This is a genomic window from Flavobacterium hydrocarbonoxydans, from assembly GCF_009789235.1.
Taxonomy (GTDB): Bacteria; Bacteroidota; Bacteroidia; order Flavobacteriales; family Flavobacteriaceae; genus Flavobacterium; species Flavobacterium hydrocarbonoxydans.
The window spans coordinates 122409-145395 of record NZ_WSTB01000008.1 but is presented as its reverse complement, the minus strand read 5'-3'; the positions used below and the strand labels follow the sequence as shown (position 1 = coordinate 145395).

The 22987-nt window shown below is 33.8% G+C and carries 15 protein-coding genes and 2 tRNA genes; 7 read left to right on the top strand and 10 right to left on the bottom strand.

The features are described from left to right. Positions 1-30: 30 nt before the first annotated feature. Positions 31-3738 carry a TraB/GumN family protein gene (locus tag GON26_RS14900; protein ID WP_160375573.1) on the bottom strand — a complete coding sequence of 1236 codons (3708 nt, stop codon included), beginning with the start codon at positions 3736-3738 and terminating at the stop codon, positions 31-33. 205 nt (positions 3739-3943) lie between these two features. Here GON26_RS14900 and GON26_RS14895 point away from each other — a divergent pair, with 205 nt between their 5' ends. Further along, positions 3944-6076 carry a M3 family metallopeptidase gene (locus GON26_RS14895; protein ID WP_160375572.1) on the top strand — a complete coding sequence of 711 codons (2133 nt, stop codon included), beginning with the start codon at positions 3944-3946 and terminating at the stop codon, positions 6074-6076. Positions 6077-6328: 252 nt separating this feature from the next. Here the strand turns inward: GON26_RS14895 and tsf are convergent, their stop codons facing one another. The 4 genes from tsf to rplM all read right to left on the bottom strand — a co-directional run bounded on the left by tsf (position 6329) and on the right by rplM (position 9232). Further along, positions 6329-7291: a translation elongation factor Ts gene (gene tsf / locus GON26_RS14890; protein WP_160375571.1), complete on the bottom strand. Its 963-nt coding sequence runs from the start codon at positions 7289-7291 to the stop codon at positions 6329-6331. A 135-nt stretch (positions 7292-7426) separates the two neighbouring features. Continuing rightward, positions 7427-8218: a 30S ribosomal protein S2 gene (gene rpsB, locus GON26_RS14885; RefSeq protein ID WP_160375570.1), complete on the bottom strand. Its 792-nt coding sequence runs from the start codon at positions 8216-8218 to the stop codon at positions 7427-7429. Positions 8219-8390: 172 nt separating this feature from the next. Next, a complete protein-coding gene (gene rpsI / locus GON26_RS14880; protein WP_007808909.1) occupies positions 8391-8777 on the bottom strand; it encodes a 30S ribosomal protein S9 in 387 nt (128 codons plus the stop codon). Further along, on the bottom strand, positions 8777-9232 hold the full coding sequence (gene rplM, locus GON26_RS14875) for a 50S ribosomal protein L13 (protein WP_160375569.1): 456 nt from the start codon (positions 9230-9232) through the stop codon (positions 8777-8779). The genes rpsI and rplM overlap by 1 nt, the downstream gene beginning before the upstream one ends. A 349-nt stretch (positions 9233-9581) precedes the next feature. On the opposite strand from rplM, the gene GON26_RS14870 reads away from it, so the two are divergent. Next, positions 9582-10607, top strand: coding sequence for a LacI family DNA-binding transcriptional regulator (locus GON26_RS14870; protein WP_160375568.1), 1026 nt, complete (start codon positions 9582-9584; stop codon positions 10605-10607). Positions 10608-10641: 34 nt separating this feature from the next. Here the strand turns inward: GON26_RS14870 and GON26_RS14865 are convergent, their stop codons facing one another. Next, a complete protein-coding gene (locus GON26_RS14865) occupies positions 10642-11655 on the bottom strand; it encodes a hypothetical protein (protein WP_230407943.1) in 1014 nt (337 codons plus the stop codon). Positions 11656-11815: 160 nt separating this feature from the next. After that, positions 11816-14662, bottom strand: coding sequence for a DNA polymerase I (gene polA, locus GON26_RS14860; RefSeq protein ID WP_160375566.1), 2847 nt, complete (start codon positions 14660-14662; stop codon positions 11816-11818). Positions 14663-14860: 198 nt separating this feature from the next. On the opposite strand from polA, the gene GON26_RS14855 reads away from it, so the two are divergent. Together GON26_RS14855 and GON26_RS14850 are read left to right on the top strand one after the other, a co-directional pair. Next, a complete protein-coding gene (locus GON26_RS14855) occupies positions 14861-16096 on the top strand; it encodes a metallophosphoesterase (protein ID WP_160375565.1) in 1236 nt (411 codons plus the stop codon). A gap of 73 nt (positions 16097-16169) precedes the next feature. After that, positions 16170-16466: a thioredoxin family protein gene (locus tag GON26_RS14850; protein ID WP_160375564.1), complete on the top strand. Its 297-nt coding sequence runs from the start codon at positions 16170-16172 to the stop codon at positions 16464-16466. Positions 16467-16468: 2 nt separating this feature from the next. On the opposite strand, the gene GON26_RS14845 is transcribed toward GON26_RS14850, so the two are convergent. Both GON26_RS14845 and GON26_RS14840 read right to left on the bottom strand, forming a co-directional pair. Beyond that, positions 16469-17107 (bottom strand): polysaccharide deacetylase family protein, encoded by a 639-nt coding sequence (locus GON26_RS14845; RefSeq protein WP_160375563.1) that lies wholly within the window; start codon positions 17105-17107, stop codon positions 16469-16471. 171 nt (positions 17108-17278) lie between these two features. Further along, entirely contained in the window at positions 17279-20554 is a 3276-nt protein-coding gene (locus GON26_RS14840; RefSeq protein WP_160375562.1) for a glycosyltransferase family 117 protein, read from the bottom strand. Between the two features lie 245 nt (positions 20555-20799). Here GON26_RS14840 and GON26_RS14835 point away from each other — a divergent pair. Together GON26_RS14835 and GON26_RS14830 are read left to right on the top strand one after the other, a co-directional pair. After that, positions 20800-20870 (top strand) — tRNA-Gln (locus GON26_RS14835). A gap of 435 nt (positions 20871-21305) precedes the next feature. After that, positions 21306-21376: transfer RNA gene (locus GON26_RS14830), tRNA-Gln, on the top strand. A gap of 134 nt (positions 21377-21510) precedes the next feature. Here the strand turns inward: GON26_RS14830 and GON26_RS14825 are convergent. Then, positions 21511-22335, bottom strand: coding sequence for a universal stress protein (locus GON26_RS14825; RefSeq protein ID WP_160375561.1), 825 nt, complete (start codon positions 22333-22335; stop codon positions 21511-21513). 178 nt (positions 22336-22513) lie between these two features. Here GON26_RS14825 and rimP point away from each other — a divergent pair, with 178 nt between their 5' ends. Further along, a complete protein-coding gene (rimP, locus tag GON26_RS14820) occupies positions 22514-22978 on the top strand; it encodes a ribosome assembly cofactor RimP (protein WP_031454413.1) in 465 nt (154 codons plus the stop codon). Positions 22979-22987 lie beyond the last annotated feature (9 nt).

Sequence of the window (22987 nt, the reverse complement as noted above, 5' to 3'; positions counted from 1 at the left end):
AAAGTTAATTAATTTTGAGAAAATTGACTTCTAAAATTCCAATTCAGGATTAGTTTGTTTTTCGGCTTTTTCCTTTACAAAGCTGGCTCTTGGATGGTTACCATTTAGCGATTGATTGATAATAAGTTCATATTGTTCCTCCAGATTTTCATCTTCAGTAATCTCTTTTAGCGAAAGCATGTTGTAAGCCAATGGATTTATTTTTTTATTCTCATAGATAAAAGCCAAAGCACATAATTGTTTCTGAGTGATTTCGGAGTCTTTTACCTTTTTTGAAATCTGATAAAAATAATACGTTATCTCTTTTCCGTTGTGTTCTACTATTTGTTTTTTTAGTAACTGAATAGAATCTTGTAAAGCAGGATTTGTAAAATTCATCAAAGCCGACGCTGCAATTTCATCATCTGATAAAGCAACAAACTCTTTTTTGTCTGCATTGAGCAACAGATTGAGGGTAATAAATCTCGTTTTTGGATTCTCCAAAGCAGTTTTTATTTCCGGTTCTGAAAGCTTGTTGTGTATAATTCCAAGACGCAGTAATTCGATGTTAAGTTCCGGAATATCCAGTTTTTTTATTTTGTCGAATAAGTCTTTTGTTTCATTATTTTGGTCAAAATTAGAAAGCAAATCCATATAATTGACAATATTTTCTAATGAGTTTCGGGAATCATAATCATCATAAATTTCTACTGTTTCTTCCTCATCTTCTTTGTCTATTTTCTTTTTCTGATTCCAGCTTAAAACCCTTTTGTATTCTAGTTTTGCATTGGTAAGTATGATTTTTTTGAAAACATTTAGTTTCTTTACTGTGATTAGTTTTTTCTCTAATAAAATGTTTGTAAAGTCCAGAATAGGCTTGTTGTATTCGGTAATACTATAATACTGAAAAATGTCAGGAAACAGTTCTTTACTGTTTTCAGCATCGTTTTCAAAAGCATAAAACAATCCTTTTATTTCATATTCATTGTCCGGAAGCGGTAAGTCAAATTCTAATAATTCGTTTACTTTTTGGTACCCTTTTTTATTTTTTTGATTAGAAAGTGCTTCCAGAATACTAATTCTAACCGTAGTTTTGGTTGCTTCGTTTTTGTAATATTGCTCCAAAAACGGAATCACTCGTGTATCATCAATTTTGCCTATTTTTCCAATTAAGGTATTAATCGCATCTGTTTCATTATCTTTAAATTTAAAGCTGCTCAGAAAGCTGCTAACCTTATCAAAATCTTTCTTTTCGATAGTAAGCATGTTTACAGATTTTAAGGCTGAGTATCGAATAGTGTCTTTTTCGCTTTTAGCATCTGTTATAAAAAGCTGTACTTTGTCTTCAGAAAGGGCTTTTTTATCGGTTTCTTTTAATTGTAAAGTTGTAAAAGCTTTTTCTACGAAAGCATCGTTATCAGGATTATTTTTTTCTACTAAACTACTCATCGAATAGAAAGCATTATTGCGATACAAAACTTTGTATTTTACTGCTTGCGAAGCATTTGGTTTCGAAACCAAAGCCTCAATAGTATAGATATTTTTGTCCTGATCATAAAAGGAAGATTCCTTCAGAATTTGATAATCGTCGTTTTTATTTCTTAAAATTTTATTCCATACAGATTTTGAAAACCCTTTTTTAGAATGCATATTGGTATTTAGCAACGAGGTCTGACTAGCCGGTAATTGTGTGAAATTGGGATTAAAGTTTTCTTCAAAATCATCATCATCTCTATTGTCTCTGTAGTTTAGGAATGTTTTTTTGAAACGTCTATAAACGCTGTCGTTGCTAATTGTGCTTTCGTATTTTGAGTATTTATAATATTGTAAATCGACCGTTTTTTTTGTTTCTGATTCAAACGAATAAAAGTTGCCGGAATCTTCAAAAGTATTTTTAGAGTTTCTTTTCTCTGCTGCTAAATTCAGGAAAAGCTTTTCATTTTCTTTTTCAGGAATTTCAACACTAAATGTAGCCAAGGTATCGGTAAAAACTTTGTTTTTAGACTGATAAAGAATTGGAGTAGGAGAAAAAGAATCGAAATAACGGTTTGTATTATTGTCCGAAGCATTTACGGTTCCCAATAAATAGTATTTATTACCAGCTATAAAAGTTTTCAGATTTATTTTTTTTGTACCCAATGTCGAAGCCGAAACAAAAGTATTCTTGTCTTTGTCAAATTTTGTGTTCGTTGAGTCTATATCGTGCTGCAGGTAAAACTGATAATGAATTTGCTGCTGCTCGTATTCTGAGTTTTCTATAATACTGGTTTCGTTTATTGTTTTTTCAGTCAGAAAATAATATCCTTTTTCGGTATTGTCATAGGCCTGAATTTCGATGTTATTTGGTTTTTCAATACTGTTTCCAAAAACAAAATTGAATGCAGGCAATTCTATTTCGAATCCTCCTTTTTTAGGTTTTATTTTCTCCCAATTGGTTTTAAAAGACTTGATTTTGATGTTTTCAAAAACGTCGTTTTCATATTGTCTTACATAATTTGTGGGGCCATTCATCGAAACCGAAATGATTTCGAGCGGTGTAATAAAGAATTTGGAACGCTGGTTATTTCCGGTTTTCGTGATGTTTTTAATATCATATCCGGAGTAGTTTTCCTGTTCAAAATAGGTTTTCTGAATAATATCGCCGGCAATTTTTTCGAAAAACAAACTATCGAGCGATTTAGGCTCATAAACGTCGTTGTCTTTTTTTAGAAATTGATTTAAAGGAATTCTTTTGATATTGATAGCGCCGCCATTGGTAAAATCTGGCGATCCTAAGGTTTGGTTTTCTTCGACAGTTTTTTTATACAACGGAAGCGTTATCATTCCGTCGCTGGTATTGGTAACTGCAAAATTTGGGTTTGGGAAATAAGCTTCGATATCCTTCTTTTGGGTTTTTCCTTTTTCGGTAAAAACATCAATGATGGGTTTTACCGTATATCCTTTTTGTCTTAATAACTCAATAATGCCATCTTTTCCGGCAAGATGCGCTGCGCCCACAGCAGAAAACAAACTTCCTGTTTTTGCAATAGAATCAATACTTTTGGTCATTATGATATTGCGGTTAACAATCAGGGCATCGTGTGCTTTTTTAGAAAACATCAGTTTGTAGATAGAGTCAAGCATTACGATATCTTTTTCGCGATAGTATTCTTTCATTACCTCAGTTGGGTTTCTGTTTTTGATGATTTTCATTAACAGCAGCTTGTTTTCTTCTTTTGGTGTTGCATCATCGCCCATTATATTTAGCAACGAAATCATTGATTCTTTGGCATCTTCAAGACCTGTTATTTTCTTTTTGTATTTTTTTCCTGTTTGAAAAATAAACATATCCAGAACGGTGTTTTCCTGAAAATCGGCCTGATCGCCTTCAACTCCTGAAAGCATATTCCTGAAAAAAGTATTGTCGTTTACAAAAATGGTTTTAATCGTTTCTTTTTCAGTTGGAAACAGATAAAAATCAGAATATTGGGTATTGTTTCGGTAGTTATTTAGATAAGAATCATTATAATTGTTTTTCATTAAATTATTCAAATCACTCCAGGTTTCCGGATTGCTTTCGTTTGCGACGATGTCTGCCGCTAAAAGGTTTTTGAAAAATAAATCAGATAAGTGAAAAGAGACTTTTTCGCTAACATGCATGGTTCCGTACAAATACGAGTTCTTAGAAAGGCCATTTCCGGAGATTTCCCAGAATAAACTATTGTTTTGTGCCTGTACAGAAGAGATTATGAATAATAAAATAAAAAGTAACTTTTTCAAGGTTTTTGGTTTTTCGGTTTAGTCAAACAAATATAGAATAGAAATCAATCATTTCGTTATTTTATTAGAAAGGATTTTCTTAAAATGTTTTCTTTTTTTAAAGGTAAAAAATGATTGACAGCAGCCTTTTCTTTAAAAAGAATCATTTACCTAAGTTGTCCTAATTTTTGGTTATTTTTGAAGTATAACAAATCTTTTTTCATTTATGAAAATTACTAAAACAAAGAAATTAATAACCCTTTTTATCATGAGTAGTACGATTTTTTCGGTAAATGCGCAAACCCAAGCTGATAATCCTTTGATTCAAAAATGGACCGGACCTTATGGCGGAGTTCCTGCTTTTAATGAATACAAAGTTTCAGATTTTAAACCTGCAATTGAATTTGGAATTCAGGAAAAATTAGATGAAGTTGACGCTATTGCAAATAATCCAAAAGCACCTACTTTTGATAATACCATTGCAGCTTTAGAATTGTCCGGAAGAACAATGTCCAGGATTTCGGCGGTTTATGGCATTTACAGATCGAATTTAAGCAGTCCGGAATTCAATAAAATTGATACAGAAATGTCACCTAAATTGTCTGCGTTTAGTGACAAAGTGTATCAAAACAGAAAGCTTTTTACCCGAATTGAAACATTATATAATTCAAAGGAAAGTACAAAACTAACCAGTGAGCAGCAACGTTTGATTTGGTGGTATTATACTCGTTTTGTTCGTGAAGGAGCAAAATTAGATGAAAATACAAAAGCAAAAGTTGGTAAAATTAACCAGGAGTTGGCTTCTCTTTTTACAAAATTCAGTCAAAATCTATTAGCAGAAGAAAACAATCAGTATGTAGAATTAAAAACGGAAAATGATTTTGCAGGTTTGCCAAACGAAGTAAAAAATGCTGCTATTGCTGAAGCGAAGACCAGAAAATTAGAAATTATGGGTTGTGTGGCCAATACACGTTCTTCTATCGAGCCATTTCTGACCTTTTCGACCCGTAGAGATTTACGGGAAAAAGCCTTTGATATTTTTGTAAAACGAGGTGATAATGGTAATGCAACTGATAACAATGAAACGGTGGTAAAGATTTTGCAATTACGTCAGGAAAAGGCAAAATTACTTGGTTTTGCTACATTTGCAGATTGGAATTTATCTAATAAAATGGCCAAAGATCCGCAAAAGACTTTAGATTTAATGAATTCTGTTTGGGAGCCAGCGGTTGCAAAAGTAAAAGATGATGTGGCCGAAATGCAAAAGATTGTGGATGCCGAAGGAGGAAATTTTAAAATTCAGCCTTGGGATTATCGTTATTATGCTGAGAAAGTTAGAAAGGCAAAATACGATTTAGATCAAAACGAAGTAAAACAATATTTGCAGTTAGAAAAACTACGTGAGGGGATGTTTTGGGTTGCGGGTGAATTGTTTAATTTGAATTTCAGACAAATTACCAATGTTCCGGTTTATCATCCAGATGTACGTGTTTGGGAAGTAAGTAATAAGCTAACGGGAAAAGTAGTGGGATTATGGTATTTTGACCCTTATGCACGTGCCGGAAAGCGCTCTGGAGCCTGGATGAACTCGTATCGTGAGCAACAAAAGCTAAACGGAGAGGTTCTTACGATCGTTTCTAACAATTGTAATTTTATAAAAGGGAGTACAGACGAACCCATTTTGATTTCTTGGGAAGATGCTTCGACTTTGTTTCACGAATTTGGTCACGCGCTTCACGGATTGTGTTCGAATGTTACCTATCCAAGTTTAGCTGGAACTGCTGTAGCAAGAGATTATGTGGAGTTTCCTTCCCAATTATTAGAACATTGGTTGGGTACTCCAGAGGTTTTAAATAAATTTGCTTTGCATTATAAAACAGGTCAGCCGTTGCCAAAAGCATTTGTAGAAAGAATAGAGCAAGCCAGTAATTTTGGTGAAGGATTTGCTACTGTAGAAACTATTTCAAGTTCTTTAATCGATATGAAATTGCACCTGACTACCGAAACAATTGATCCGCATCAATTCGAAAAAGAAACTTTAGACAAATTGCACATGCCGTCAGAAATCGTGATGCGTCACCGAATTCCGCAATTTGCACATATTTTCTCCAGTGATGGATATGCAGCGGGATATTATAGCTATTTATGGGCAGATGTTATCAATGCAGATGCCTGGGAGGCTTTTACAGAAGGAAAAGGAGCTTATGATAAAGAAGTGGCAAAGCGTTTATACGATAATGTGTTTAGCGTTGGAAACACAATCGATCAGGAAAAAGCATACGAAAGTTTTAGAGGAAGAGCTCCAAAATCGGATGCATTGATGCGTGCCAGAAATTTCCCTATTAAGGATAAAAAATGAAATGTGAAATGTGAAAAGTAAAATGTAAAATGTAAAATGTGAAATGTGAAATGGATTGGATGAAAAACAGGAGCTTTACAAAATGATTTGCTTAAACTCGGCTCAAGATAAAATAGATTTGTGACACTTTTCTTGAAGTTGTTAGAATCTAACTTTTTCAGATTTCACTTTTCATATTTAACATCTCACATCTCACAAAAAAAAAGTCCCGAATAACTGAATATTCGGGACTTTTTATATTGAAATAATATATTAACCTAAAGTAACTCTTTTGAAACCTGTAATTTCAACGTTGTATCCTTTAACATAATCACCCACTTTTTTACTGTCATCTTTGATGAAGTTTTGATCCAATAAAGCTTTTTCTTGGTCTAAAGTAGTGTTGTCAGAAATGAAACGTTGTATTTTTCCTGGAATAATTTTGTCCCAAATTTGCTCTGGTTTACCTTCAGCTTTTAATTCAGCTTTAGCATCTTCTTCAGCTTGTTTGATAACTTCTTCAGTTAATTGAGAGAAAGAAATGTATTTAGGAACATTTTTCAATGTTTTTCCTAAACGTTTTGCTTCTTCATTATCTTTTTCGATTACAGCAATACGAGCAGCAAGTTCAGATTCAACAAAAGCAGGATCAAAATCTTTGTAAGATAATGTATCAGCTCCCATAGAAGCAACTTGCATAGAAACATCTTTAGTTAAAACGTCAGCGTTAGGAATTGCAGCAGAAATTGCAGTTAATGCAGCAATTTTGTTAACGTGAACATAAGATCCTACGAAAGCACCTTCTAAAATTTCGAAACCACCGATTTCGATTTTCTCACCAATAACACCAGTTTGCTCAATTAATTTTTCAGCAACAGTAATTCCGTTGAAATCTGAAGCTAAGAATTCTTCTTTAGAAGAGAAGTTAATCGCTTTTTCAACTAATTCTTTAGCCAAAGTTACGAAAGCTTCGTTCTTACCTACGAAGTCAGTCTCACAGTTTAAAGTGATGATAGCTCCTTTAGTATTGTCAGCATTGATAAAAGAAACAGCAGCTCCTTCAGAAGACTCACGGTCAGAACGGTTAGCAGCAACTTTTTGTCCTTTTTCTCTAAGGACTTGTATCGCTTTATCGAAATCTCCATCAGCCTCAACTAAAGCTTTTTTACAGTCCATCATTCCGGCACCTGTAGATTGTCTTAATTTATTTACGTCTGCAGCAGTAATTGTTGCCATAATATTTTGAATTTTAATGTTAAAAGTAAAAATTCCATCTTTTAAATTCCAAACTCCAATTTTAATAAATTATCAACATTATGTTTTTAATTATTCTTGGATTTTGGAATTTAAAATTTGGAATTTAAATTTGATTTATTCTTCAGTTGCAGGAGCAGCTTCAGCAGCCGGTGCAGCTTCAACAGCAGCAGGAGCTTCAGCAGCAACTTCTTCTGTAGCTTCAGTTTCTTTCTCAGAACCTCTGTCAGAAAGACCGTCAATTACAGCAGCAGTAACTAAAGATAAAATTTTGTCAATTGATTTAGAAGCATCATCATTTGCAGGAATAACGTAATCAACCTCTCTTGGGTCAGAGTTCGTATCAACCATTGCGAAAACTGGAATGTTTAATTTTTGTGCTTCTTTTATTGCGATATGTTCAGCTTTAATATCTACTACGAACAATGCAGCTGGTAGTCTGGACATGTCAGCGATTGAACCTAAGTTTTTCTCTAATTTAGCACGAAGACGATCAACTTGCAAACGCTCTTTTTTAGATAACGTCATGAAAGTACCATCTTTCTTCATTTTATCAATAGAAGACATTTTTTTAACTGCCTTTCTGATAGTTACAAAGTTAGTTAGCATTCCACCTGGCCATCTTTCAGTGATGTAAGGCATGTTTGCAGCTTTTGCTTTTTCAGCAACGATGTCTTTAGCTTGTTTTTTGGTAGCTACGAATAAGATTTTTCTACCTGATGCAGCGATTTTTTTCAAAGCTTCGTTAGCCTCTTCAATTTTTGCTGCAGTTTTATATAGATTGATAATGTGAATACCATTACGCTCCATATAAATGTAAGGAGCCATGTTTGGATCCCATTTTCTAGTCATGTGTCCAAAGTGAACACCTGCTTCTAGTAAGTCTTTAACTTCTATTTTGTTTGCCATTTTTGTACTAGTTTACGTTCTGTTGATTAGCAATGTATAAATGGCGGTTTCCCAGGCTTTATACATTTAGATGCTAAACTATTTCCTACCTCGATAGGAGAGCAACAACAACTGTGTTTTTAATTTCAATAAATAATTGAGTGCCTTGTACCAATGTACAAGACAGGTAATATTAACGTTTAGAGAATTGGAATCTCTTACGAGCTTTCTTCTGACCAAATTTCTTACGTTCAACCATTCTTGGATCTCTTGTTAATAAACCTTCTGGTTTAAGGATAGCTCTGTTTTCAGCATTTACTTCACACATAACGCGTGCCAATGCCATTCTTACAGCTTCTGCCTGACCAGTTGAACCACCTCCGTAAACGTTTACTTTTACATCAAAGTTGTTTACATTTTCTGTCATAGACATTGGTTGTAAAACTTTGTATTGTAAAGTTGCAGTTGGAAAGTAAGTTGCGAATTCTTTTTTGTTTACAGTGATTTTTCCTGTTCCTTCAGAAACATATACACGTGCAACAGCGGTTTTTCTTCTACCGATTTTGTGAATAACTCCCATTACTTAAGATCGTTTAGGTTAACAGTTCTAGGTTTTTGAGCTCCTTGTTTGTGCTCTGGTCCTACAACAACATTTAGATTTCTAAAAAGTTCAGCTCCTAATTTGTTTTTAGGTAACATTCCTTTTACAGCTTTTTCTACTAATAATGCAGGGTTTTTAGATTGCAATACTTTAGCAGTTAAAGTTCTTTGTCCTCCTGGGTAACCTGTATGACGCATGTAAATTTTGTCATTCATCTTTGTACCTGTAAGGTTAATTTTTTCTGAGTTGATAACAATTACGTTATCTCCACAGTCAACGTGCGGTGTGTAACTTGGTTTGTACTTACCTCTTAAGATCATTGCAACCTTTGAAGCAAGACGACCTAAGTTATGACCTTCAGCGTCAACAACAATCCACTCTTTAGTTACAGTGGCTTTGCTAGCTGAAATTGTCTTGTAGCTTAATGCGTCCATAATATTATTTTAATTAAACATTCCATCCCCAATAAAGGGGATGCAAAAGTACAATTAATTATTTTAAAACCAAATACCTTAAAAGATTATTTTTTAGTGCTTTGAATACTGATTATCAAATGTATATTACAATACGTAAAAAGCGACTCCTATTTCAAATCATACTTATGGTCTGTCTTTCATAAATTATATTACATTTGCATTAGAAAATTATTGTACATTACACTTTTTTCAACTTAAAGACGTTTATTAAGCATAATTACTCTTTTTTACACATATAATTGTATAATAAGTGCCATTTTGTTAACTTTCGACTTTACAATTACGATTAATTAACTCATATCTATTTATGAAAGCTAAAGCAACTCTAAAACAAATTGCAAAAGAACTTAATGTTTCTGTATCTACAGTTTCTAAGGCACTAAATGATAGCCCGGAAATCAGCGAGCAAACAAAGGTAAAGATTAAGGAGTATGCCAAACTCAAAAATTATAAGCCTAATGTTATTGGTCTGAATCTAAAAAATCGTAAAACCAAAACTATAGGGGTTATTATACCTAATATACTAAACTCCTTTTTTGCCAAGGTTTTTAGCGGAATCGAAAAGGTTGCTGATAAAAAAGGGTATAACGTAATTACCTGTATTTCGAATGAGTCTTTAGAAAAAGAAATTCATACCCTTGAAATGCTGAGCAACGGAACCATCGACGGATTTATTCTTTCGGTTTCTGAAGAAGCTCAGAAACTTCAGGATTACAGTCATTTCTCTGCAATTATCAATGATGGAACGCCAATTGTGATGTTCGATCGTATTGCAGATGAAGTAGAATGCGATAAAGTAGTAGTAGATGATTTTGATTCGGCCTTAAACTCAACACAACATTTAATTGATTTAGGCTGCAAAAATATCGCTTTGATTTCGTCTGTTGATAATTTGAGTGTTGGTAAATTAAGAGCTGATGGCTATTTGAAAGCTTTAAAAGACAATAATATTTCGTTAAACGAAAAAATTATCATCCGCACCGATTCTGAAGAAGACATGAAAAGTAAAATTGACGCTATTTTTGATCATAAAATTGATGCTATTTTTGCTTTGGATGAAAATGACTCCGTGGCCGCATTGCGTGTGAGTCTGAAAAAAGGATTCAGAGTGCCGGAAGATATTTCGATAATTGGTTTTGCCGATGGAATTTTGGCTTCAAGACGTTTGTCACCAAGTTTAACAACCGTAAGTCAACACGGAATTGAGATTGGAGAAGTAGCTGCTAAAAAATTGATCGAAAGATTAGAAGAATCAGAAGAAGAAACCTCAGATTACGAAACCATCGTCATCAAAACAAAACTAAAAGAGCGAGAATCTACTCGTAAGAAATAAACAAAAAACCTCGAATTTAACTTCGAGGTTTTTTTTAGTTCAAACCGTAAGGAAATTTAGGATTTTTATATTTCTTTAATTTTTCAAAAGGCACTAAAAAAGATTCCTCGCAAGATCGCTCTACTCGTGGAAAGTATGGTGTAAATTCAATACCTTTTTCAGTATAGTTCCAAGAAATAAAATCCCAATATTCTGTATTAGTGTAATCGCAGGAATCATCTCCGTCTTTTGGTTTTACAAAATGCTCAATTGAAGTGATAATGGCAAGTAAATTTGGTGCAAAATAAGTCGATCGATATTTTGAAAACCCTGAAAAATCACTTTGTTTCTCCGTTGTTACACTTTTGTCAAAGGCTATAATGTCATCGATTTCATAGTTTTTTCCGCTGTTCAGATCAATTAGATAACCATTAGTTCCAAAATCAGGATGTGCACCTCCGCAATCCCAAAACATTGAGGTTTCGAAACCTAATAAGTTTTCATTTAAAAAGGTTATTGTCGAATTTCCTTCAATTCCTTTTCCTTCGCTATATTCAAAAGTGGAAGCGCAGTTGAGTTGCGCGAGTGTATTTTCAATATGTATGTTTTCTAAAACAGGATTAATACGAGCTTTATTTTTCTCTGAAAAATTAGTTCCTAATCTAAAAAAATCAGAATCACAATGTTTCTCAGAGTACCAGATAAATTCTTTGTTGTTGTAAAGAGTGGTTTTTTGTTTTTTGAATTCTAAAAATTTACATTTAACAAGGTTTAATTTCTCCTTTTCATAATAGGGATCCAGATTTGATTTGTAATTCGAAAAGTTGATAGGTTCTAATTGAACTGGAAACTGTTTTCCTTCAGCATTATACCAGGACCCTTCAAAGTGATTATTATTACCTTTCTTTAAATAGAATTTTTCAGTTATTACATTGTCTGGTTTAAAGAAGAAGGTGTAAGTTTCATTTTTTAAAGTAGCCTCTAATCGGATATCCTTTAGTGAATTCTGATAAAAATAAGTAGTTGTCAGGCTTGTTTCTTTATCATCTTTATAAACTTCAATTTTCATATAGATTTTACTTTTTGCCAAAGTTCCTTCTAAATAAAAGGTTTCCTGACAAAAAGTAATTGTTGAATAAAATACACAAAAGAGAAAGAAAATCTTCTTCATTAATCGTTTATTGCTTGCGTGGTTTATAAGAAAATCTACACTCTAAAATCTAAAATTATCAGTGCGCTTCCAGCCAGTCTTTACCCAAACCAAGTTCAACATCTAGCGGAACGCTCATCATAAAAGCATTTTCCATCTCGTGTTTGATCATCGGCTGAATTTTTTCTAACTCATCATTATGCACATCAAACACAAGCTCATCATGTACCTGAAGCAGCATTTTAGACTTCCAGTTGTCGCCTTTTAGTTTTTTATGAATGTTAATCATCGCAATTTTTATCACATCGGCGGCACTTCCCTGAATTGGTGCGTTTACGGCGTTTCTTTCGGCAGCGCTACGAACAACGGCATTTGCTGAGTTGATGTCTTTTAAATATCGACGACGACCTAAAATCGTTTGTACATAACCATTTTCGCGTGCGAATTCTATTTGTTCCTGAATGTATGATTTCAAACGTGGATAGGTTTTATAATACGCTTCAATCAAAGCAGCACTTTCACTACGAGACAACGAAGTCTGATTACTCAATCCAAAAGCTGAAACACCATATATAATTCCAAAGTTTACAGTTTTGGCGTTGCTTCTTTGCTCTCGTGAAACTTCATCCAACGGCACATCAAAAACTTTGGCAGCAGTTGCTTTGTGAATGTCTTCTCCGTTTTTAAAAGCGGCAATCATATTTTCTTCACCACTTAAGGCAGCGATAATTCGAAGTTCTATTTGCGAGTAATCGGCAGAAATCAAGGTGTGATTTTCGTCACGGGCTACAAAAGCTTTACGAATCTGACGCCCTCTTTCGGTACGAATCGGAATGTTTTGCAAGTTTGGATTATTAGAGCTCAGACGTCCTGTAGCCGCAACAGTTTGCATATAATCGGTGTGAACACGTAATGTTTTTTTATCAACTTGTTCTGGCAAAGCCAAAATATAAGTGCTTTGTAATTTTACCATTTGTCTCCAGTCCAGAATTTCTTTCACAATAGGATGGTCATTGGCTAAATACGACAATACTTCCTCGCCAGTTGCGTACTGACCTGTTTTGGTTTTCTTTTGCTTTGCTCCGCCAATTTTTAGCTTGTCAAATAAAATATCTCCCAATTGTTTTGGAGAAGCCAGGTTGAATTTCTCGCCAGCTGTTTCGTAGATTTTTTGTTCCAAAGATTTAATTTCAACTTCCATTTCGGTTGACATCTGTTTTAAGAAGTCAACATCCAGACGAATTCCTTCTGTTTCCATATCGGCCAAAACAGTTACTAACGGAATTTCGATTTCGTCAAAAAGCTTTTTAGTTTCGGTTTTGTCTAATTCGGATGTGAAAATTTCTTTTAGTTGAAACGTTACATCAGCATCTTCGGCAGCATATTCTTTGATGTCTTCGATGGCAACATCGCGCATCGAAATTTGATTTTTACCTTTTTTACCAATTAAAGTTTCAATAGATTTTGGTGCATATTTCAAATACGTTTCCGATAAAATATCCATATTATGACGCATATCAGGATTAATCAAATAATGCGCAATCATGGTGTCGAACAATTTTCCTTTTACCGAAATTCCGTAATTAGAAAGTATTTTTAAATCATATTTTAAGTTCTGACCAATTTTTTCGATAGTTTCATTTTCGAAAAAAGGTCTGAATTTTTCAATCAAAGTTTGAGCTTCTTCCTGATTTTCCGGGAAAGGAACGTAAAAGCCTTTTCCTTTTTCATAAGAAAATGCAATTCCGACTAATTCAGCGTGCAAAGCATCTAAGCCGGTCGTCTCAGTATCAAAACAAACCGAAGTCTGATTTTGTAAATTTTGTAAAAGCAATTTTATACCCAAATCGCCCTGAATGGCTTGATAGGAGTGTGGTGTATTCTCTAAAGTATTGTAAAACGAAGCTCGGGTAGTTTCTGTTTCTTCTTCAGAATTTCCTCCGCCAAAAAGATCGAATTGATCTTCGTTTTTGGCTTGTGGTTTTTTATATAATTTAGCATCCGAAGCCGGAGCTGTAGTTGCTAATTCATTTCCACCACCCACTTTAAATAAATTATCAAATTGTTCTGCCATTCTTCTGAATTCCAGTTCCTGAAAAATAGCATCAGTTTTTTCGATGTCAGGACGCGTTAATTCGTAGTCAGCTTCGTTAAAAGTTACGGGACAATCTAATAATATCGTTGCGAGGGTTTTAGACAACAAACCTTTTTCTTTGTTGGCTTCGATATTTTCTTTCATTTTTCCTTTTAGCTTGTCTGTATTAGCTAAAAGATTTTCCATTGTGCCAAATTCTTTCAAAAGCTTTTTAGCTGTTACTTCACCAACACCCGGAAGTCCTGGAATGTTATCGGCAGCATCGCCCATCATTCCAAGAAAATCAATTACCTGCTCAGGTCTTTCAATTTCAAATTTTGCTAAAACTTCCGGAACGCCCCAAATTTCGATTCCGTTACCCATACGGGCAGGTTTGTACATAAAGATGTTTTCAGAAACCAATTGTGCAAAATCCTTATCGGGCGTTACCATAAAAACCTGATAATTTTCTTTTTCGGCTTGTTTGGCAATGGTTCCAATTAAGTCATCGGCTTCAAAACCCGCCACTTCAATGATCGGAATGTGCATCGCTTTCAATAACTCGCAGATATAAGGAACGGCAATTTTTATGGCTTCGGGAGTTACGTCGCGGTTTGCCTTGTATTCAGGAAATATTTCGTTTCTTAACTGACTTCCTCCTTTATCAAAAGCAACGGCCAAATGATCTGGTTTTTCACGTTTAATAACATCCAAAAGGGAGTTCATAAAACCCATGATAGCGGATGTGTCCATTCCTTTTGAGTTGATTCGCGGATTTTTTATGAAGGCATAATAACCACGAAAAATTAAGGCGTAAGCATCGAGAAGAAAAAGACGTTTTTGAGTTGACATAAAAAAAATATTAGTCTGTAAAAATAAGCAATTGGGTTTTAAAAACGAATTTGTTGTTTGAAATTATATTGCACTTTAAACTTAATTTAAATCAGCTGTTGAATTTGTCAAAAAATGTATGGATTTCTAGTTAAAATTTTGATAATATAAAGCAATCAATTCATCATTCTTTGTTACTTTGTTCAAAAATTTTAATCAATGATTGTTCGCTTTCTAATTCTTTGTGCTCTTTTTTTATTTGTTGAAATATATTCTTATCAGGCTCTCCGAACTTTAATTAAGCTGCGTTGGGTTTTGGTAAGCTATCAGATTATAAGTTTACTGCTTTTAGTTTTTATCGTTTATTCCTTTACGCAATTTGACCGTTCTGTTGGACAAACCAAGCAAACCATGTTTACAATGGGGTTGATGCTGTTGGTTTATGTGCCAAAAATTGTCATAACTATAGTTTTATTAGGTGAAGATATTTTTAGAATAGGAGCCAGTATCCTGAATTATTGTATGTACAATGCTCCCCGAAAGGAAATAATGCCAGACAGGCGAAAGTTTATCAGTCAGATTGCTTTAGGATTGGCTGCTGTTCCTTTTTTATCTTTGATTTATGGAATTTTTGAAGGGAAATACAATTACAAAGTTTTCAAACAGACTATTTTTTTTCCAGATTTACCAGCTGCTTTTGATGGTTTTAAAATCACTCAGATTTCAGACGTTCACAGTGGAAGTTTTGATAATCCGGAAAAAATAAATTATGCGATAGATCTGATAAACGAGCAAGACTCTGATATGATTTTGTTTACGGGTGATATAGTGAATACGCACGCCAAAGAAATGCATCCCTGGATAAATTCTTTTAATAGAATAAAAAATTATAAACACGGAAAGTTCTCTGTTCTCGGAAATCACGATTATGGCGAATATGTTACGTGGCCATCAGAAAAAGAGAAAAACGAAAATTTTCAGGAAATAAAAAAATTATACGGCCAAATTGGTTTTAATCTTTTATTGAATGAACATGCTTACATTCAAAAAGGCGATGATAAAATTGCGTTGATAGGAGTGGAGAATTGGGGTCATAATTTTAAAAAAGCGGGAGATTTAAACAAAGCTTCGCAAAATGTCGCTCAGGAAGATTTTAAGGTGGTTATGAGTCATGATCCGAGTCATTGGGAATATGAAATTAAAAACCATCCAAAGAATTTTCATCTAACGCTTTCAGGACACACACACGGAATGCAATTTGGCATTGAAATTCCGGGCTATTTTAAATGGAGTTTGGCACAATACGTTTATAAACAATGGGCTGGTTTATACGAAAACGTGGGAAGATATGTTTATGTTAATCGCGGTTTTGGTTTTCATGCGTATCCGGGTCGTGTGGGAATTATGCCAGAAATCACGGTTATTGAACTAAAAAAAGGGAACAATGTGGCTTAATTCGGTAAAAATGCTACATTTGTAGAATGTTTATCTCTTTTTAGTAGATTAAAAAAATTAAATTTTTGGTTTTATGTCAAAATTTGGAGAACTAATAAATGCTCATGTCCCTGTGTTAATTGACTTTTACACAGACTGGAACGAATCTTCTGTATCCATGCACCCTGTAATTAAGGATGTAGCGGCAGCACTTGGTGATAAAGCTAAAGTGATCAAAATAGATGTCGATAAAAATCAAGAACTGGCCGATGCTCTTCGTATAAAAGGACTTCCGACTTTAATGATTTATAAAGACGGACAGATGATCTGGAGACAATCTGGTGAGTTAGATGCCAACACGATTATTGGTCTTGTTCAGGAACAGTTGTAGTTTTATCGGATTACATCAAATACAAATCCCTTTTTATTTAAGAAATCTAATGTTTTAGGTAGCGCAAATTTAAGATTTTGTGAAGCTTTTATGCTGTCATGAAAAACAATCACACTGCCTGATTTTACATTTTTCACTACATTTTCAAGACATTTTTCAGGCGTAATATTTCTGTCAAAATCGGCACTTAAAACATCCCACATAATAATCTTATAACCTAGTTTGCGTAAAACTTTAGATTGCTCTTTTTTGATTCTTCCGTAAGGTGGACGAAATAATAATGAAGTAGTCGTTTTTTCTTTTTTTAATATCTCGGCACAATCAGTTACATTTTTTATATAATCATCAGTGCCGCTTTTCCAGCCGTTAAGATGATTAAAAGTGTGGTTTCCTATCGAATGATTTTCGCTTTTAATTTTTAAAAACAATTCAGGATTAGAATTTATATTTTTTCCGATGCAGAAAAAAGTTGCTTTTGCTTCGTATTTTTTTAATTCATCCAAAACCCAATTGGTTACTTCAGGTGTTGGTCCATCATCAAAAGTTAGGTATATTTTCTTTTCATTATTGGGAATGTCCCAGCAATATTTAGAAAATACTCTTTTGATAAATGCGTTCGTTTTTACCCAGTAGAAACTCATGGTACTGTTTTTTTTGATAAGTAAATTATTAAAACTGTACTAAAGTTACGAAATTTTATTTATTGAAAAAAGAAAAGCCAATAGCAAATTTTGCATAAGTAAGATGTAAAAAAAAATGCAACACTATTAAAAAGTAGTGCTGCATTTTTTTGTTTTATTTGAATTTGATATTTATTCTTTGTCTCTTCTAAAACGTTCAAAAACATTGATGTAAGTATTAAAAGCTACTTTATGTTTTTCATAGAACGGCTTGTCGTAAGTTTTCATAACAAATAATAAGCCTCTGTAACGTTCGATATCTGTAATGATGTCAATAGTTAAATCATTTTGATCTACTGCATTTAGCGTGGCATAATAATTCAGATTCTCTTTGTATTTTACAACTAACTGATCTAATAAAGCACGTGCTTTTGTGGCATCTCCAACTTTGTAATAACCATCGGCGAAAGGCTCTACTAGTGAATAATAGCCATATTCATCCAAAGGCATTTTGGTCAGAGCTAAATTAATGACGTTTTTAGCTTTGTCAATTTTACCTTCTTCAATTAGCTGATTCATTAATCTTGAAAGATTAGTTCTGTAGGTAATGCTGTTGCGTCTGGTCTCTGGGTCGTGATAAATGTTTCCATTACTATTACCCCAATCCCATTTCATTACAATATTATACATCTTATCAGCGTCAATTTGACCCATATCCATTGGTCCGCCCTCTTTAGAAGGAGTGTTTCTGATTGGAACTAATTTGTAAACCATTCCATCCAATTGAAGAAAATCTTTCATCCATAAGTAATCTTCGTCGTCAAAAGCTCCTCCGCTAAAATAGATAGGTCTTTTCCAGTCGTTATTAGCCAAAATGTCCAACATCATCAAACGGTTTTTATACAAAGCGCTTCCTTTGATGTCAATGTCGATATATGGAACAATCGAATCATTGTATTTAGGATTGACAACTTTGTTTTGAATGATCTTGTTTTTATCAATTGTAAGTCTGATTTTATTGGTCGGATAATAATGAATCGTTTGACCGTTTTGTAAACCTACAGTAGATTTTGGATGCTTGATAAAACTCAGGAAATCTTTAATATCCAGACGGGATTCTACTTTTTGGATATACGCGACGTAGTCTAGTTTGTCACCCACATATTCATCATGTTTAAATGAAATAGGCAGAGGATCAGATTCGTATGATTTGGCTTTCATTTGGTCAATGTACCAATCCGTCATGAAAAGACTTGTGTTTACGATTTTTACATCGGTACGAATGTGTTCAATCTCTTGTGCGTACCAAAGCGGGAAAGTATCATTATCTCCGATGGTAAATAATATGGCATTTTTATCACAAGAAGTCAAATAGGCTTTTGCCATTGCTACAGCTGTATATTTGTTTGATCTGTCATGATCATCCCAGTTTTGAGAAGCCATTAAAACCGGTGCTGCTAAAAAGCTTGCAGCAAGAATAACTGGTCCTGCTATTTTTGGGGTAATGTATTTCTGAATGGTTTCATAAAGTGAATACACCCCAAAACCAATCCAGATGGCAAAGACATAAAACGAGCCAACTAGTGCATAATCTCTTTCACGAGGTTCAAAAGGCCTTTCGTTTAGGTATATTTTTAAGGCAATTCCGGTAAATAAAAACAAGGCTAAAAGAACGTAAAAACTTTTTAGATCTTTATTAGCGTGCCACATCAAGCCAATTAATCCTAAGATAAAAGGCAGGAAGAAATATACATTTCGTCCTTTGTTGTTCAAAACATCGGCAGGTAAATTGTCCTGAGGTCCAAGATGCAATGAATCCATAAATTTGATTCCACTAATCCAGTTCCCGTCAAGGTTGTCGTATTTACCCTGAATATCGTTTTGACGGCCGACAAAGTTCCACATCAAATATCTCCAGTACATATATCCAAATTGATATTCGAACATAAAACTGAAATTATCTGAGGTTGTTGGTTTTTCGATAATTAAATATTTTTCATAACTTCTTAAGAATTTAACATAGCCTTCGTTATCAATTTGCTTTTGCGCGTAGGCTTGTCTGAATTCAGTAACCGTTTTTTCGACCTCATTGCTTAACTGCGCAATTGCTTTATTGTATTCTTCTTCAGTTAATTGGCTGGCATCAATCCCGTATTGTGCTAAATCCTCTTCATAAGGATAATTAGGATTGATTTTAAACTGAGGCGGGTTCGAGAAATTGATGTAATTTTCGATATGACCAGGCTCGGTACTCCACATTCTAGGCAAAATCGTTTTCTGATTGTCATCAGAATTTTGTTCTGCATTTTTAAAGTTATTGGTAATAATGTATTTACCGGTTTTATAATCTCTTTCGTAGTTAGGTTTTTTGTCTAAATAAGGAGTGGTAGCATCTAGTCCTGAAAAAACTTCGGTATATTGAGGGCCATAAAACAGGGGGTTTACACCGTATTGCTCACGATTATAATAGGCTAAAACCTCGGCAGCATCTGATGGTTTATTTTCGTTGATTACCGTATTGGCGTTAGCACGAACAGGTAGCATAAACCAGGTTGAGAATCCAATTAAAATAAATAAAATACAAAGAATAATAGTATTGTAGAAAACCAATCCTTTTTGTTTGGTGAATTTTAATCCAAAATAAAAGAAAGCTATAAATAATAAAGCAACAAAAATAGTTCCGGAATCAAATGGTAATCCCAGGCTATTGACCATGAAAACTTCGGTTTTCCCGAAGAAAGCCATTGTTAAAGGTAAAAGTAATTTGAAAATGAATAACAAAATGGCAATTACTACAACATTGGCGATAATAAAGTTTTTTACGGTAACTTTTTCATAGTTTTTGAAAAAATATAAAAATCCAATTGCAGGAATGGTCAATAAAGCCATAAAGTGAACTCCAAATGAAAGTCCTACTACAAGCGAAATAATTAAGAGCCATTTGTTTCCTTTAGGTGTGTTCATGTCTTGTTCCCAACGAAGTCCAAGCCAGAAAAGCAATGCTATTAATAAGGATGCCATAGCATAAACTTCGGCTTCAACGGCATTATACCAAAAACTATCAGAAAAAGTATAGGCAAGGGCACCAATAAAAGAACTTCCTAGAATTACAATTGAATTATTAGTATTGATTTCAGCAAAACGAGCTATGATTTTCTTTAAAACCATAGAGGAAGACCAGAATAAAAATAAAATGGTGAATGCGCTTGAGAAAACAGACATCATGTTTACCATTAAGGCTATATGTTGGTCATCTGTTGCAAACATGGCAAAAAATGCGCCCATCATTTGGTAAAGAGGGGCTCCGGGCGGATGCCCTACTTCAAGTTTTGCAGCTGTGGCAATGTATTCGCCACAATCCCAAAAGCTCATAGTGGGTTCAACTGTTAGTGTGTAAGTAATTAAAGCGATTGCAAATGCAAACCAACCAATAATTGTATTCCATTTATTGAAATTGAATTGTGCCATATTTAGGTATTAAAATTTTGTATGTTTTCTATCTTACAAAGAAAATGTTTTTTTGTTTAAAGAAACGAGCATTAACAAAAAATTCTACAAATGTATTTAATAGCAGTAAGGCGCTGTTTGTAAAACACTTGTGAAAATATTAGGTGTTTTGGAATAAAAAAAATGAGTAAAAATGATTTTTTTTGGCCAAAAAGTTTGCGCAAACTAAAAAAAGCTTTAAATTTGCACTCGCTTAACAGCATTGCTGGTCTATGGTGTAATGGTAACACAACTGTTTTTGGTGCAGTCTTTCAAGGTTCGAGTCCTTGTAGACCAACATAAAAGCCTCTCAATCGAGAGGCTTTTTTTATGCGCTTATTTTAAAATTTTTGCAGATCAAAGGTGTGGAATTTACCGCAGAGATCGCTAAGTTTTTTTGCTCTTAGCTTTTATAAAAGGCAAAGTTCGCAAAGCTTTGTATTGATTTAGCTTTGCGAATACAATGTTTTATAAAATATTCTTAGATAAGAATTTGCATTCTTTCCTGTAAATTCGGGTGTGGAAAAATTAAGGATTAGTTCGAAAATCTTTTTAGTGCTTGAAAATAGTATTAAAGCGGATAGATTTTAAAGTCTCATTGGTTAGATAAAAAAAATAAAGGTAACAAAGAGGTTGAGGAATAATGATTTATCAATATTTATTTGTGCTTCTGTCGAAAAAGTTTGCGCAAACTAAAAAAAGCTTTAAATTTGCACTCGCTTAACAGCATTGCTGGTCTATGGTGTAATGGTAACACAACTGTTTTTGGTGCAGTCTTTCAAGGTTCGAGTCCTTGTAGACCAACATAAAAGCCTCTCAATTTGAGAGGCTTTTTTTATGGAAAAACTTTTTTGAAATCTAAATTTTAGAAAATCGAAATCCAATAGGATCAGGTGAAAACTTCGAACTTCAAGCTTCAAACTTCAAGCTTTTACAATTTAGATTTTAAAAGTAATTACCGGTCGTACGGCATGGTTGACTAATCCTTCGCTGATGCTTCCGTTAAAAAAGTGCGCAAAACCGGTTCTTCCGTGTGTGCACATTCCAATGATATCTGCATTTACGCTGTTGGAAAAATTAATAATTCCCTTTTCGATATTCGTGTCGTTATAAATGTGTGTAGAATAGTTGCTCAGATGAAACTCGGCTACAAATTCATCTATGATTTTTTCTGCCACGTGAGTTGGTTTGAAGCTATTTGGAGTGCAAATCATGACCAAGTGTAATTTTGAATTGAAAAATTCGGTGAATTCAATTAACTTTTTAAAAGGTTTTTTGGTTTCATCCGAAAAATCAGAGGCAAAGACAATATGGGCAGCATTAAAATCATTGATGTCTTTTTTAATAACTAACACCGGAACTTCAGAATGGCGGACTACTTTTTCGGTGTTAGATCCAATTAAAAGTTCCTGAATTCCTGAGGTGCCATGAGAGCCCATTACAATCAGATCTATTTCGTTTTCTTTGCTTACAGAGGATATTCCGTGTACGGTTTTGTCGATTTTTACGATTTCGGTTACGTTAATACCTTCGAGGTAAGGTCTTTCGGTAATTGCATCGAGCATTTCATTCGCCTTTTTCATAAATAAAATGGTTTCAGGAATGCTTACTCCTCCGGTGATGGCATCGTTCATTTGGCTCGGTAGCTCCAGCATGTGCAGGACTACAATTTCAGAATTGTTTTTTTGGGCAATCTGAGCAGCAACTTTCAGGGCATCTTCTGCGTGTTCAGAAAAATCGGTAGGAACTAAAATTCGTTTCATAAATTTGAATAGATTAAATTATTAGAAAATCCTTTAATATTTATGCTCTTATAAAGATAAGAATTATTTTTACAGCAATCAATTTATTTTGATTTATAAAAAAAACACTATATTTGCACCGTTATTTATTAAAATCTAAATAATGAGGGGACTAAGTGTCCCCTCTTTTTATAAAATTATGACATTTAAAGAAAAAGTAAACGCATTAATAACTGAGGCTCTTTTAGAAAAGCCATCAATCTTTTTGATTGATTTGAGTATTTCAGACTCATTCAAGATCAGTGTGGGTTTAGACGGAGATAACGGAGTGGCGCTGCAGGATTGTATCGATATTAGTCGTGCAATCGAGAATAATCTGGATCGTGAAGAGCAGGATTTTTCGCTTGAAGTAGCATCAGTTGGAGTAGGATCTCCTTTGAAATTTACAAGACAATACATAAAAAATATTGGTAGAACATTGATTGTTACTACAAATAGTGAAAAAATTGAAGCAGAATTAGTAGAAGCTAACGATGTTTTTATAATTTTGTCTTGGGAAGCAAGAGAACCGAAAAAAGTAGGAAAAGGAAAAGAAACAGTTCAAAAAGAGCAACAAATACCTTATACAGAAATTAAAGAGGCAATTGTTACAGTAACATTTTAATTAAAGAAT

Coding starts and splice junctions, on each gene's coding strand:
- GON26_RS14840 (WP_160375562.1), bottom strand. CDS start 20,554: ATGGCACAATTCAATTTCAATAAATGGAATACAATTATTGGTTGGTTT.
- GON26_RS14870 (WP_160375568.1), top strand. CDS start 9,582: ATGAAAGCTAAAGCAACTCTAAAACAAATTGCAAAAGAACTTAATGTT.
- rpsI (WP_007808909.1), bottom strand. CDS start 8,777: ATGGGAGTTATTCACAAAATCGGTAGAAGAAAAACCGCTGTTGCACGT.
- GON26_RS14895 (WP_160375572.1), top strand. CDS start 3,944: ATGAAAATTACTAAAACAAAGAAATTAATAACCCTTTTTATCATGAGT.
- GON26_RS14845 (WP_160375563.1), bottom strand. CDS start 17,107: ATGAGTTTCTACTGGGTAAAAACGAACGCATTTATCAAAAGAGTATTT.
- GON26_RS14850 (WP_160375564.1), top strand. CDS start 16,170: ATGTCAAAATTTGGAGAACTAATAAATGCTCATGTCCCTGTGTTAATT.
- tsf (WP_160375571.1), bottom strand. CDS start 7,291: ATGGCAACAATTACTGCTGCAGACGTAAATAAATTAAGACAATCTACA.
- rplM (WP_160375569.1), bottom strand. CDS start 9,232: ATGGACGCATTAAGCTACAAGACAATTTCAGCTAGCAAAGCCACTGTA.
- rpsB (WP_160375570.1), bottom strand. CDS start 8,218: ATGGCAAACAAAATAGAAGTTAAAGACTTACTAGAAGCAGGTGTTCAC.
- GON26_RS14855 (WP_160375565.1), top strand. CDS start 14,861: ATGATTGTTCGCTTTCTAATTCTTTGTGCTCTTTTTTTATTTGTTGAA.
- GON26_RS14865 (WP_230407943.1), bottom strand. CDS start 11,655: ATGAAAATTGAAGTTTATAAAGATGATAAAGAAACAAGCCTGACAACT.
- polA (WP_160375566.1), bottom strand. CDS start 14,662: ATGTCAACTCAAAAACGTCTTTTTCTTCTCGATGCTTACGCCTTAATT.
- rimP (WP_031454413.1), top strand. CDS start 22,514: ATGACATTTAAAGAAAAAGTAAACGCATTAATAACTGAGGCTCTTTTA.
- GON26_RS14825 (WP_160375561.1), bottom strand. CDS start 22,335: ATGAAACGAATTTTAGTTCCTACCGATTTTTCTGAACACGCAGAAGAT.